The organism is Myxococcus xanthus (assembly GCF_006402735.1).
Taxonomy (GTDB): Bacteria; Myxococcota; Myxococcia; order Myxococcales; family Myxococcaceae; genus Myxococcus; species Myxococcus xanthus_A.
This window is the reverse complement of the sequence record NZ_CP017174.1, coordinates 917125-930457: the sequence shown is the minus strand read 5'-3', so window position 1 is coordinate 930457 and position 13333 is coordinate 917125. Positions and strand designations below refer to the sequence as shown.

The 13333-nt window shown below is 64.3% G+C and carries 12 protein-coding genes, 1 tRNA gene and 2 pseudogenes; 2 read left to right on the top strand and 13 right to left on the bottom strand.

Going from position 1 to position 13333, the window contains the following annotated elements; genetic code table 11:
* Positions 1–50 precede the first annotated feature (50 nt).
* From BHS09_RS04090 to BHS09_RS04050, 9 genes and pseudogenes are all read right to left on the bottom strand, one after another.
* Positions 51–266, bottom strand: a pseudogene (locus BHS09_RS04090) (transposase domain-containing protein); the annotation flags it as partial.
* Between the two features lie 17 nt (positions 267–283).
* A complete protein-coding gene (dbpB, locus tag BHS09_RS04085) occupies positions 284–1459 on the bottom strand; it encodes a DGQHR domain-containing protein DpdB (RefSeq protein WP_140797214.1) in 1176 nt (391 codons plus the stop codon).
* A gap of 26 nt (positions 1460–1485) precedes the next feature.
* Complete coding sequence (gene dpdA, locus BHS09_RS04080) at positions 1486–2748, bottom strand: tRNA-guanine transglycosylase DpdA (RefSeq protein ID WP_140797213.1); 1263 nt, start codon at positions 2746–2748, stop codon at positions 1486–1488.
* On the bottom strand, positions 2745–3884 hold the full coding sequence (gene dbpB, locus BHS09_RS04075) for a DGQHR domain-containing protein DpdB (protein WP_140797212.1): 1140 nt from the start codon (positions 3882–3884) through the stop codon (positions 2745–2747). The genes dpdA and dbpB (BHS09_RS04075) overlap by 4 nt, the downstream gene beginning before the upstream one ends.
* A gap of 966 nt (positions 3885–4850) precedes the next feature.
* Positions 4851–5501, bottom strand: coding sequence for a 7-carboxy-7-deazaguanine synthase (gene queE, locus BHS09_RS04065; protein ID WP_140797210.1), 651 nt, complete (start codon positions 5499–5501; stop codon positions 4851–4853).
* A gap of 135 nt (positions 5502–5636) precedes the next feature.
* Complete coding sequence (locus tag BHS09_RS40425; protein WP_237080183.1) at positions 5637–6533, bottom strand: DEAD/DEAH box helicase; 897 nt, start codon at positions 6531–6533, stop codon at positions 5637–5639.
* A 97-nt stretch (positions 6534–6630) separates the two neighbouring features.
* Positions 6631–6675 (bottom strand): annotated as a pseudogene (locus BHS09_RS40420) (hypothetical protein); the annotation flags it as partial.
* A gap of 125 nt (positions 6676–6800) precedes the next feature.
* Positions 6801–6873, bottom strand: a tRNA-Phe gene (locus tag BHS09_RS04055).
* Positions 6874–6961: 88 nt separating this feature from the next.
* The gene (locus BHS09_RS04050; RefSeq protein WP_174259979.1) at positions 6962–7756 is read right to left on the bottom strand and encodes a sigma-70 family RNA polymerase sigma factor; all 795 of its coding nucleotides are present in this window, start codon (positions 7754–7756) and stop codon (positions 6962–6964) included.
* Between the two features lie 117 nt (positions 7757–7873).
* On the opposite strand from BHS09_RS04050, the gene nhaR reads away from it, so the two are divergent.
* Positions 7874–8773: a transcriptional activator NhaR gene (nhaR, locus tag BHS09_RS04045; protein WP_140787423.1), complete on the top strand. Its 900-nt coding sequence runs from the start codon at positions 7874–7876 to the stop codon at positions 8771–8773.
* Between the two features lie 18 nt (positions 8774–8791).
* Here nhaR and BHS09_RS04040 read toward each other — a convergent pair whose 3' ends face one another.
* The 4 genes from BHS09_RS04040 to BHS09_RS04025 all read right to left on the bottom strand — a co-directional run bounded on the left by BHS09_RS04040 (position 8792) and on the right by BHS09_RS04025 (position 11808).
* Entirely contained in the window at positions 8792–10390 is a 1599-nt protein-coding gene (locus BHS09_RS04040; protein WP_418763982.1) for an amidohydrolase, read from the bottom strand.
* Between the two features lie 20 nt (positions 10391–10410).
* The gene (locus BHS09_RS04035; protein WP_140787419.1) at positions 10411–10830 is read right to left on the bottom strand and encodes a hypothetical protein; all 420 of its coding nucleotides are present in this window, start codon (positions 10828–10830) and stop codon (positions 10411–10413) included.
* A 21-nt stretch (positions 10831–10851) separates the two neighbouring features.
* Positions 10852–11202 (bottom strand): hypothetical protein, encoded by a 351-nt coding sequence (locus BHS09_RS04030; RefSeq protein WP_237080182.1) that lies wholly within the window; start codon positions 11200–11202, stop codon positions 10852–10854.
* Between the two features lie 387 nt (positions 11203–11589).
* Complete coding sequence (locus BHS09_RS04025; RefSeq protein WP_140787417.1) at positions 11590–11808, bottom strand: hypothetical protein; 219 nt, start codon at positions 11806–11808, stop codon at positions 11590–11592.
* A gap of 214 nt (positions 11809–12022) precedes the next feature.
* On the opposite strand from BHS09_RS04025, the gene BHS09_RS04020 reads away from it, so the two are divergent.
* Positions 12023–13333, top strand: a complete 1311-nt coding sequence (locus tag BHS09_RS04020; RefSeq protein WP_140787416.1) for a glycosyltransferase — start codon at positions 12023–12025, stop codon at positions 13331–13333.

The following is a 13333-nucleotide window of genomic DNA, read 5'->3' as shown; positions in this document are numbered from 1 at the left end:
TGCAGGCCGACGAGGACCGTGTTCGGCGAGCGCCGCGATGAGCGAGTTGTTCAGCGATTGGGCTGGATGCGTGAGTCGGGCAGGCCGGTGGTGTGCCGGCGCCTCCACTCGTGGGGCAGTAGCTCGCCGATGCGTGAGCTGGGGTGCGTCTGCACGTGCAGCAGGACGTCGGCGAGGTACACCTCGGGGTTGATGTGGTTGGCCTCGCAGGTGGCCTCCAGGACATAGATGTCAGCGAGGTTTTCGCCCGCAGCCTCGTGGTCGACCTCTGGTCAACACGTATTCACTTACGCTCCTTGCGTTTCTTGTCTTCCTTTGACGTGGGCGATTCCGCAATCGAGGTAGCGCGCGACCACACCAAACTCTTGTACTGCACCATCAAGTAGTTGGTAAGCAACTCAATATCCTTCGAAGTATTCTGGACCTCATTCCATTTTCGTTGCTGCCCAGGACCAAAGTCCCAGAATCCTGTCGTCCATCTGCAGACATCTCTCAAGGGAAGCAAGTCTGTAGCAAACTGCGCAGCGCTCGGGTAACGTCGATCACGGTATCGGTCACTGATGGCGTCCATGAGCAGCCCCATGCTGATGATGCCTGCTCCATGCATCAATCTCGACTTCTTTGGAGGCAACCCCCACGCAGCCTTAAAGACTTCCTTAACGGCCGTCCAAAAGGCGTGGAGGACTTCCAGCATCTTCTCGACGTCGGGGGGCCCGTCCTCGGACAAACTGAACCGATAGAGTACGCCATCGTTCAGGCTATACTCCAGCATGCGGAGGATCGAGTTGTCCTTGATGAGCCCACGAGGATTCGTGGCCGTCTGAATCATCCCCTGCAGCGGAGAGCCTTCGTCTAGGTTCATACGTTCCAACAGCAACGCGGGGAGCCTGCGCCGGTCCAACGCGGACGGAAGTCGAGCACTCGTCCCCGGAAGCAGTTCGTAGAGCAATCCCTTGGGCAGAGGCTTCGTCGAGTTAACCAGAATGAACTGCTCGGTCTGCTGGCTCACATCATCCGTGACAAACGACGTCACACAGACAGGGAACTCCTCAATGAGCGCTTCACGGATGGCCGCCAATCGCTGCTGTCCATCAACCACAAACCCCGGTTTCTTGTCGTCTGAGGCATCCTCCTCAAACGGTATGGAGAGAATGCCGGGGCGAGCATACTTAGAGCCCAGCGCTTTGGGGTCTGGCCTGAATTTCACTCGTGAATCGAAAGCAACAACTACGGCATTCGGGATCATAGGCGAGTTACTCTCCAGATAGTTTCGTATCTCATCAATATGAGAGAGCACCTCTGGCCGCTGATATCCCGTCAACCCTCCATCATCTTTACGCCGAACCCGTGAGATCGCCGCGAACTTAGGAACCAATTTCCCATCAACTGCAAACGTGTACAGCGTCTTCCCCGGAGACTGCTTCACTTCAATTGCGGGAAGCCTCAATTCATTTCGCATAGCAGGTCCGATTCAGTTCGTAGTCTTCAGGCGGCACTACCCTGGCGCAGTCCGAGCTGCTTCTCGAGTTGCCTATGGAAGGTCCAGACATTGTGGAACCCGCGCCGGCGATTCCGTTCAGCACCGCGGAAGAGCACGACGTGGTAACGCAATTCGCGGCACACATCGCAGGGACACTTGCGCCAGGGAGCGTCCGTCAGCGTTTCCCGGTAGGCCGCTTCATGCATCTTCTTTGAGCCCGGATCATAGAAGCGCTCGTACTCCATCAGTACGGAAAGCGCCTCCTCAACCGTACGCTGGCCCGCATCGAACAGTCTCATGACTTCGAGGCAGGCTTTCTCCAGCTTTCGTGCGACATCCTGGGACACCTCACCCGAGGAGATTTTCCGCTGTAGTGCAGGATTACCCTCAACCTGAGGAACTCTAAGCGCTGTATAGTTTTTCCCGGGCGTATAGTAGTTATCTTTATCGTCCTTGAACGCCTGCCGAAGGGGCGACGTACTATCGAATGACGTGATACCCAACCTGGCAAACTCCTTCAGATGCTCGGTCCGGGTAATCCCCAGCAAGTGGAGTTGCAATCCTGGCTTGGCGACGTCATGGATGGCCTGGAGGCACGAAAGAAGCTCTGGAGTCTTCAGCGGAACCATTCCTCCAAGAGCGACTGAGCGATACCCCATTTTCTGCAGGTCCTTGACCGAACTTGCATAGGACATCGGGCTCCACCCTTGGGCGACGCCCATGGGCTCGAAGGAGTACCTCCCAGACTTGTGTTTCTGAAGGAACTCCTTCGCAAGCCGCAACGTCAACTCCCGCCGCGCACGCATGGCCTCGGGAACAAGATCCCTGGATGCATCCCGAGCATCTGCCTCTGGCTTGTAGAGCAGGATGACGTGGTCCAGCGAGAGCCCATAGTCAAAGCGACAATTCCCGTAGAAGTCGAGTACCTCCTCAACGGAATAGGGCGGTTCATCCTCCTTCACATAGGTGAAGGCACCACAGTCGCCCATGATCGAGAGCTTCCGTGAAGCCTGGTCAATGCGGAAGAATTCGGGGGCACCCAAGCGGAGCAACCTGTGGCGTTGCGCGAGCGTGTAGCGACTACCTAGCGCGCCATATCCGTCCACGATGCCCTTGGAAACCAGAAACCCATCAAAGGGGGTCGAAGCGAAGACCTCGTGGGCATAGAGGTCATCTCTCTGCCGCTTGCGCGTCGTCGAGCGCCGTTCACGCGCGAAGTCAAAGCTCGGGTCAATCAAGTCCTGGCTATCGGGGAAAAAGAACTTCACGCGGCCGTCCGGCGGTTATTCGTGTACGCACGAAGAAGAACATTTGAAAGAAGGCGGATGTGCTGGGGCGTGTTCTGGATTTGATTCCAGGCCATCCCTGTTTCGTCCCATTGTCCGTCCGTCCAACGACATACGGAACGAATCCGCGAGAGCTCCGAGCGGACAAATCGCGGTGACTGAGCATCATTGATGTCGATGTTGCTCATGATTCTATCCATCAGTCGCCCCATGGCGCCGATACCTGCCCCGTGCATCAAGCGGCTCCGCGCTGGCGGAAGCCCCCACGCCCCTGGAAAGACGTCTTTCACCGCCGTCCAATAGAGGAGCAAAACCCGATGGACCGAATCAAAGTCCGTCTCTCCAGTAGCGACATTTCGATGGGGGAAGAGGCAGCCTGTCATCCCCGACAGGCTGTCCTTGATCATCTTCACCACCGCCATATCCGTTACAATCGCGCTGCGGCGCGCAACCGCATCCATTGACGGGCGGCGAATAAGCCCCCTGAAGGGCGATTCCGGATCTCGGTTCAGCAAGTCACAGAGAGCTGCTGGGGCCTTATGCGCCGCCAGGTTCGGCGGCAGGAGGGTTGACACCTCCGGAAGAAGTTCCGTGATGAGGCCACGAGGCAGCGGCTTCGTGTTATTGACCCGCAGGAACTGGTCACGCTGGAGGTCTACTTCATCCGCGATAAAGGCATTCACAGGGACCAGAAGGTCCTGTCGCCGGCACTGAGATAGCGCCAATGCCCGCTGCTGTCCGTCCACAATCCAAGCGGGCTTGGATTGCCCTACCCGAGGCAAAGGGATGCTCAACATCCCAGCCTCAGCCCACTTGTCATCGACCCGAGGCCCTCGAACCTTCTTGAACCCAACCGATGACGAGAGCGCAAGGATGATCGAGTTAGGGAAGATCACCTCTTCGCTATCAAGGTAGTCAACGATGTTGCGAACGTGCCGTTTCACTTCGGGCCGTTGATATCCAAGGAGGCGCCCCTCAGAGTCGCGCGACACACGCGACACCTCCGCCACCTGCAGCAGTTCCTTGGCACTCAACGAAAAAAGGAAAAGTGGATGCTGTGGCGTCTGGATGACACGGATGGCACGACGTTCGATGACTTTGCGCTTGACCCTCTTCATAATCCCCCCTGGACCTGAAAGAACAGACTCTTGAAACGGCTTTGCTCACAAGCGAGTTGCTGAGCCCGCAGCATGCGCAACGACGCGCTCCACGAGCTTGCTCCTTGCGACAGTGCCTCGCGAATGAAGCTGCGCACTTCAGCATCGGTCAGCGGCTTTCGCGTGTACTGCCGCAGTGGAGTACTCTGCGCAATCAAACGCTCATACTTCGCCTGGAGCGTTCTCGCGTTCAAATAGGGCGTGCGTGACGACTGGAGAATCTCCCGAGCAACGCGAGCATGTAGCGAGAGCCGAGAACCTCCCAAGCGCGATTGATGCTGGGCACTGGAAGGTATCCAATGCCTGGCCAAGCCCCCTCTGGCCAATGGTGCCAGTGAGGACACGATGACCAAGCGCTCAGGGTGTTGGAGCTGAGAAGCCGCTTGAGTGAGGTCATCTTCCACTGCGGCGACATAAAGGGGTGAAGCGACAATCAGAACGCTCGACAAAGGCTGATCAGTCGCCAATTGACTGATACTTCGTGCGGAACTCCGACTGGGCCCGGAATAGGTGGCGAGCGTTCTCCACCAGACCTTGAGTTGCTCGGCCGTGTCGCGTCTCGCAGCGTCGTGAACGACAGAGTCAACGTGCCCCCGGGAGAAAGTCGCTGAGTACGGCCGAATCAGCGAACTTCCAGGAATGAGCCCATAGCCTGCGGATACGACCCAGAGGTTCGGCGTGAATCCGCTGGCATTGGCAACCTCCGAAAGGCTGAGGACCACACTCCAGTGTTCCCCGGCATAGAGCGCATTGGCAGTTCTTGTTTCGGAGGTACTTGTCTCCAGTTGTTTCCACCACACACGCGCACGTCGCGCGACATCCGCGGCGTTCACGTTGCGGAGGCAGAGTGAATCGGGCACGGGGAGGTGCTTACGGTCCGTGCAGCTTGCGATGATGTGAAGGTCTGTCATCGTCGCACCGCAAGGTTCAACGGATTCCCGCGACCTTGTGCATCTGCAGTCCAAGCCGCCAGCGTGGATGCTCCAAGCAGTAATGGAGCGCTCGCGCCATATTGGCTGCCTGCGCCGGCCCGTCCATGGGTTGGAGGAAAAAGTGCGCGAACTCCAGTTCCACGAATCGCTCGGGGTCGAAACCCGGTTGGGGAAATACGAACTTGAGTTCGTTCCCTGAGCGCTGGACCAACGTACTTCCAGCTTTGGGGCTCACGCAGATCCAATCCACGGATGAAGGAACGGGCTGCGTCCCGTTGGTTTCAACGGCAACGAAGAATCCTTGGGCGTGTAACGCATCAATCAGCGGGGCATCCAACTGAAGCAACGGCTCCCCCCCCGTACACACCACCATGGGCGTTTGCCCCGCGGCATGCGAGCGAGGCCATGCAGCAGCGACAGCTTCCGCCAGCGCCACCGCAGAGGAAAACCGGCCTCCGCCTGGCCCATCCATGCCGACGAAGTCGGTATCACACCAACGGGAACAGCCCCCGGCCCCCTTCTCCCGGTCGCGCTCCAAGCCACTCCAGAGGTTGCACCCTGTGAAGCGGAGGAACACTGCCGCGCGCCCAGCCTGAGCCCCTTCGCCCTGGAGCGTGTAGAAAAGCTCCTTGACCGCGTAGCTCATCGCGGGGCTCCTGGCGCTAATCGGGCAGCACTCATGGGTCCCTCCTTACTCCGAGAAACCGCAGGGCGCGTGTAGGAAGTCCATGTGCAGTTACTGAAGTGCACATGGCGTCGATATCTACATCCACGCCTGGTCCTACTCGAAGGGAAATTTCCACATTCGTCCACTCCGAAGGTGCGAACACACTCGGAGGTCTCGCCCCAGAGCGACGACGAAGCTCAGGGCGGACGCGGGCTCCGGAGCCCCCCAAACCGCCCTGTCACACACCTCCAGCCGCGCCGAAGCGCAGCAGCGCCAACAACTGCTCGGAAGAGAGGGCGGTGCCCCCGTCCTCCCCGGAGAGGAGGCTGTCGGCCAACCCGCGTTTCTACGCGTGGAGCGCGAGGATGGCCTCCCCTCGGAGACGAGCCGGGACACGGTGACAGGGCGCGTCTGACCGATGCGGTGCGCCCGGTCCGTGGCCTGGTCCTCCACCGCGGGGCTCCGCCAGGGGTCCAGGTGGATGACGTGGTCCGCGGCGGTGAGGTTCAACCCCGTGCCTCCCGCCTTCAGCGAGATGAGGAACAAGTCACCCTGCCCCCGCTGGAAGGCCTCCACACGCACGTGCCGCTCCGCCGGGGCGGTCTGCCCATCCAGGTACTGCATGGACATGCCGCGTGCCTCCAGCGCCTCGCGCGCCAGCGCCAGGTGCTTCACGAACTGGCTGAAGACGAGCGCCCGGCCCCCCCGAGGCGCGCACCGTGTCCACCAACTCCAGCAGCCGCTCCAGCTTGGAGGACGGCAGGACCGAGTCCTCTTCGACGAGCCGAGGGTGGCACGCGGCCAGCCGCAGCCGGGTGAGCGCGGCCAGGAGCGCGAAGCGCTCGTCCACCCTGACGCGTCCCCGACCTGCGCCAGCGCGGCCAGCCGCACGTCGTCGTAGAGCCGGCGCTCGCCCGCGCTCAGAGCCACGGAGACCACCGTCTCGATTCGCGCGGGCAGCTCGCGCGCCACCTCGCCCTTGGTGCGGCGCAGGAGGAAGGGCCGGACCACCCGCGCCAGCGATTCTCGGACCCCGCGTCCGTGTCCCGCTCGATGGGGACGACGAAGCGCGAACAAAAGGACTCGCGGCTGCCCAGTAGCCCGGGAAGAGCAGCGCGTAGAGGCTCCAGAGCTCCGACAGGCGATTCTCCACGGGCGTGCCCGTCAGCGCGACGCGCGGGCCCGCGTGTTGGGCGCCACCCTGGAGCCGTGACGCACCGCGCCGGAAACGACAAAGGCCTCTGGACTTTGGGTCCAGAGGCCTTCATCTCCGCTAAGTGCCCAGGGGCGGAATCGAACCACCGACACGGGGATTTTCAATCCCCTGCTCTACCGACTGAGCTACCTGGGCGTAAGGGGCACCGCGCGGAACGGCGCCTTCATAGCGAGCCCCTCCCTCCTCCGTCAACAGCATTCTCCGCCACCCGGGCGGTCAGGCGTCAGGCCGCCAGGGACATGGCCTCCCCGTCCCAGGACGTGAGACCGGCCGTCAGCCTGTGGCGCAGCTTCACCCGCAGGCCCTGTTCGATCTGCCGGATACGCACCGCCGTCACCCCGAACCGGCGCGCCAGCAGCTCCGCGCTCACCCCGTCCTCCGCCAGCATCCGCTCCTCCACCAGCGCGCGCTCCCGGGCATCCAGCTCCGGCCAGGCCGCGTCCACGCTCGCCCGGAGCCGCCGCGCCCACTTCGCCCGGTCCACCAGGTCCTCCTGCGAGTCAGCATCCGCCATCAGCCCCTCCAGCCGCGTGGCCTCCGAGTCCGGAGACACCGGCGCGTCCAGCGACACGTCCCGCGACAGCGCCTCCATGGCGCGGGCCACCTCGTCCTCCCGCTTCCCCAAGGCCTCGGCCAGACGCTTCTCCACCTCCGGGTGGCCCTCCCCCCACCGGGCCTCCAGCCGCGCCCGCTCCCTCCGGAGCTGGAACACCACCCAAGGCGCCCGGCCGCCCGCCATGCTCCAGTTGCGGCCCACGTAGGCGCGGATGCGCGCACGAATCCACTGGCTGGCATAGGCCGCGAACGGCACCCCGCGTTCCTCGAAACGTCCCGCGGCTTCCATCAACCCAACGTTGCCTTCCGCCACCAGCTCTTCCATCGACAGGCCAGTCCACCGGTATTTCCACGCCAACCGCCGCACCAACTCCAGGTGCCCACGGACGCGCGCTTCAACGACCTCGGCCGTAACCACGAGCTCAGGGGATTCAAAGGATACGTTCAGGCTGATGGATTCCATGGACCTCCTCCGGTTGGGCGCGCCCACTCGACGGCGCGACGCAGAGGAAATTAAAGGTCGGGGCTCTATAAGAAAATTAGGTAGTTTAACGACAACACTTCGACTATCTCTATAGATATGAGCTGGCTCAACTACCATCACCTCCTGTACTTCTGGACGGTTGCGCGGGCGGGCAGCATCGCCAAGGCAGGCGAGGAGCTGCACCTGGCGCAGCCCACCATCAGCAGCCAGCTCAAGCTCCTGGAGGAGTCGCTGGGCCACAAGCTGTTCGAGCGCCAGGGCCGCAAGCTGGTGCTCACCGACGTGGGCCGCACAGTGATGCGCTATGCGGACGAGATCTTCCGCCTGGGCAACGAGCTGAAGAACGTCGTCTCCGGCCTGCCGCCCGGGCAGCAGCTGCGACTCAACGTCGGCGTGCTCGATGTCATCCCCAAGCTGGTGGCCGAACAGCTCCTCAAGCCCGCGCTCGAAGCAGGCCCGTCGCTGCGCATCATCTGCCGCGAAGGGCCCCTGCCGCAGTTGCTCGCCTCGCTGGCCCTGCACGAACTGGACGTGGTGCTCGCGGATGCGCCCAGCTCGGAGCCGGTGAGCGTGCGCTCGTTCAACCACTTGCTCGGCAAGTGTGGCGTGTCCTTCTTCGCTGCCGGGAAGCTGCTCGAACTCAAGGAGAACTTCCCTCAATCACTGGACGGCGCGCCCGTGCTGCTGCCGTCAGACGAGTCCTCCGCGCGCCGCTCCATGGACCTGTGGTTCGAGCGCAAGGGCCTGCGCCCCGTCATCGCGGGTGACTTCGATGACAGCGCGCTGCTCCAGGCCTTCGGCCAGCGCGGGCACGGGGTCTTCGCCATGCCCAGCGCCATCGAGGCCGAGGTGGAGCGTCAGTTCAACTGCTCCGTCATCGGGCGCACCGACGAAATCGAGACCTGCTTCTACGCCATCACCGTCGAGCGGAAGATTCGCCACCCCGCCGTCGTCACCATCGCCGAGGCGGCGCGCTCGCACATCTTCGGCGAGTGAGCATCCAAGACGCCGCGCTCAGGCCAGGGACGGAGCGCGGTACACCTCCGCGCCTGCGACCACGGTGGCGAGGACCTGCGCCTTCACCAGCGCCGAGACGGGCCCCTCCAGCGGATCTTCCGACAGGGCCACGAAGTCGGCGTCCAGTCCCGGAGCCAGCTTGCCGCGCCGGGCGTCGTCGAAGGACGCCCAGGCGGGCCCGGTGGTGAAGCCCTCCAGCGCCTCGCGCGCCGTCAGTCGCTCTTCCGGCATCCACCCGGCCTCGGGCCTGCCGGCCGCGTCCTGCCGCGTGCGCGCCGCGTACAACCCCGCCAGAACATCCGGATTTTCGATGGGGAAGTCACTGCCCAACGCCAGGTGCGCGCCCGCATCACGAAGGCTGCGCCAGGCATAGGCGCCCTTGAGCCGCTCGCGGCCCAGCCGGGACTCCGCCCACGGCATGTCGCTGGTCGCGTGGGTGGGCTGCACGCTCGCCACCAGCCCCGCGGCCCCCAGGCGGAGGATGTCCTCGCGCCGGAGAATCTGCGCGTGCTCCACGCGGTGCCGCAGCGACTGTGTGCCCGTCACCTCGGCGCCGCGCAGAAGCACGTCCAGCACCAAGGTATTGGCACGGTCTCCAATGGCGTGGATGCACACCTGGAAGCCCCGGGACATGAAGGCCTGGGCGCGTGAGGCGAGTTCCTCGGGTGGCAGCAGCAACAAGCCCCGCTGCCCTGGCTCGTCGCAGTAGTCGTCGTGCAGCGCCGCGCCCCGGCTCCCCAGCGCGCCGTCGGCCAGGAACTTCACCGAGCGCATCGCCAGCATCCGCCCCTGCCACGGTCCTTGCTCGAGGTACGCGTGCCGCTCGTCACCCTGGCCCGCCGCCATCGCGTAGACGCGCAGAGGCAACGTGCCCGCGGCGTCCCATGCCTGGAGCACGCGAAAGGCATCCCACTCCATGCCCGCGTCGTGCACCCCGGTCAGCCCCACCTGCGCGCAACGAGTCAGCGCGGCCCGCAGCCGAGTCTCCAGCTGCGCCCTGGAAGGCGGAGGCATCGCGGCGGCGACCACGTCCATGGCGTTGTCCACCAGCACGCCCGTGGGCTCGCCGTGCGCGTCCTTGAGGATGCGGCCTCCCTCCGGGTCCGGCGTGTCGCGGGTGATTCCAGCGCGCCGCAGGGCCTCGCCATTCACCCAGGCCGCGTGGTGGTCCACCCGGGTGAGGAACACGGGCGTCGAGGGGAGGCGCGCGTCCAGTTCCTTGCGGCCCGGGAAGGCGCCACCAGGCCACTCGTTCTGGTCCCACCCTCTTCCCAGCAGCCAGTCTCCCTGGAAGCTGGAGGCGGGCGCCTCGGTCAGCCGGCGAATGGCCTCATCCACCGAGGCCGCCTTCTCCAGCCGCACCGTCGTCAGGCTCCGGCCCAACCCGTGGATGTGCGCGTGCGCGTCCACGAGGCCCGGCACCACGGTGGCGGCGCCCAGGTCTACCCGGCGCGCATTCGGGCCCGCGGCAGCCTCCGCTTCTTCGCGAGTCCCCACGGCCAGCAGCCGCCCATCCCGCACCGCCAGCGCCTGGGCCCGTGGCCGCGCCGCATCCAACGTCCACACCCGCTCCGCCAGGTAGACTGTCGCCTGCACCGTGACTCCTTCCGCGTGCCTCATCGCTGAACGGCCAGGATGCGCCAGCCGTCTACATCGACCGCGTACGTCGCGCCCACATCCAGGGCAGTGCCTTCTTGAACACAGGCCCCCTCCTTGGGTGAGAACGAAACCAACACGACGCTGTCGGATAGCGCCTTCGCCAATACGTCATACGAACTTCGCTGCGCGAGACACACCTCATCGGGTGTCGCCTCCTTGGGCGGCTTCGCGTCCCTCGGCAAGAAGTCATCCATCGCCAGCCCGACCGCGGTGGAGATGGTTGCAGGAATGAAGGTGTGCTCCCCCGGAGGAAAACCCAAGGGAAACACGAACCTCGCCGACTCCTCGGGCGGTGCATGCGCGGGGCGAAACGGACGCTGGAACAGCGAGCACGCAGATAGCGACAAACACGAGAGTAGAAGAACCACGCGGCGCATGACGACTCCCGGCATCGACACCTAAGTGTCGCCTTCCACGGGCGTGACGATTCCCAACTCCTTGTCTCGCTCGCTTTCGAGCAACCCCACCAGTCTCCAACGTCGCTCTCGCCGCAAGTAGACCTCTCCCGGCCGTGGGGTGTTCTTGTGCGGAACGTACTTCATGACGGTGCAGGCCACGTCGAACTGGATACGGATGAGCCAGACCTGGGTCCGGTTCTGGAAGTCGAACACGGACATCGGAGAAGGAGACCAGGGATGGCTGTGGTAGTCCGCCAAGGTCACGGTGCGGCCGCGCGAATCAACGACACTGCTCGGCGGGATGCAGGACTTGCGCTTCTCCGCGCCAACGACGCCCGTCGTCTTGCCCAAGGGCGAGCCGTGACTCGCGTAATAGACGCCGTCTCCCAAGGTGTAGATGGCGCCGCAGTACTCCTGGCCTTAATGCCCCGCTGTCGCCCGTGGAAGTTTCATGATGGCGGGACACAACTGGTCGATGACCTGATCCACGTCGCGAGAAGGTTCTACTTCGAGCCAGGGGCCGCGAACCCAGACGTGGGGGCCTCGACGCCCGAATAGCGTGTCGGCGCCTCGTCGGGTGTACTCGTCACCCGAAGCGCACGCCAGGAGCGCGACGAATACCATCAACCCACGAAGTGGCATGGCGCCCCCGCCTCAAACGCCCGCTCAAGTCGCGGACGTGCGAAGCGCCAAATACCAGGATTCAACGGGATAGAGCCAATCCGGCCCTGCCCATCCCTACTCCGCCGGCGTTTCCTGCGTCTCCGGCGTGCCCGCGTCGATATCCGGCAGGGGCGTCGCGGGGCCCGCGGGGGAATCCGGCACCGTCTGCACGGGCTCGCGGATCTGATCCGGGCCCGTCAAGGGCTGACGATTCTCGGTTCCTTCGGGCTGCGTGGTCTTGCAAGCGGGCGCAGCAACTGCCACGCCCAGGGCAATGAGAACGGCACGACGCATGTAGCCTCCTTATCGAGTTGCGGACGGACCCTAGGGAGCGTGCCCTCCATCGACAATCTGTCGACGACAGCGAACGTCCACCAGCGGATGCCCGGGCACACCGTCGGGGGCTTGCCCCCGGTGCCGGACAGCAGCCCGGCAGTCACACGGCGCGGGATGATGCTGCTTCCCGTGCGCACCGTTGCCTGGAGCGCTCACCTGGGAGGCCGAGGCCATGCTGGACGTCGTGGACATTGGCAAGCGTTCGCTTGCCACCTATCGCGGGATTGCTCCCGACGAACTCCTCGACGAATTGCACCGGCTCTCCGAGGACCTGCGGGGCGCCCGGTGCATGCACCTGAGCGCCACGCCCTACGGCGGTGGCGTCTCCGAAATCCTCCGCTCCCTGGTCCCGCTCTACAACGACCTGGGCATCGTCACGGACTGGAAGATCATCCACGGCGACGACACCTTCTTCCAGGTCACCAAGCGCATCCACAACGGCCTGCAAGGCGCCCCCGGCGAGCTCACCGAGTCCGAGAAGGCCACCTACCTGGCCAACGCCCAGCTCAACGCCCACCGGCTCGTCACGGATTCGGAGAACTACGACTTCGTCTTCGTCCATGACCCGCAGCCCGCCGTGCTCGCGGCGCTGAGTCCCCATCTCGATGCGCGCTGGATATGGCGCTGCCACATCGACACCTCGCACCCCAACCCGGCCTTCTGGGACTTCCTGTCGCCCTACCTGCGCGCCTACGACGCCGCCATCTTCACGATGCGGGAGTTCATTCCACCCCAGCTCCCCATCTCCGACGTCCGCATCTACCCGCCCGCCATCGACCCACTCAGTCCCAAGAACCACCCGCTGCCGGAGGCCCTCTCGCGCGACGTGTTGGAGTGGATTGGCATCCGCACCCACCGGCCCCTCGTCACCCAGGTCAGCCGCTTCGACCGGTGGAAGGACCCGCTCGGTGTCGTCCGCGCCTACCAGCGCGTGCGGCCCCACGTCCCCGACCTCCAGCTCGCGCTCGCGGGCTCACTGGCCCTGGACGACCCGGAGGGCTGGGACGTGTACGAGGAACTCCGCGACGCCACCGCGGGCGACAGCCTCATCCACATCCTCACCAACCTGGTGGGCGTGGGGAACATCGAGGTCAACGCGCTCCAGGCCGTCTCCGACGTCGTCATCCAGAAGTCCCTGCGCGAGGGCTTCGGGCTCGTCGTTTCGGAGACGCTGTGGAAGGGCACCCCCGTCGTCGGCGGGCGCGTGGGCGGCATTCCCATGCAGCTGCCCGAGGGCACCGGCGGCGTCCTCGTGGACACCGTGGAGGAATGTGCAGAGGCCATGCTCCACATGCTCCGCCGTCCCGACGAGGCCCGGCTGCTGGGCGCGCGTGGACACGAGCACGTGCGTCAGCACTTCCTCATGCCTCGGCTGCTCGTAGACCACCTGCGGCTGATCAAGCAACTGGCAGCCCTGCGCCCCTTGCCCCAGCGCGGCATCGTCCCTGCTTCCTTCAACCCCGCCAGCCTCCAGGGGGTGTGA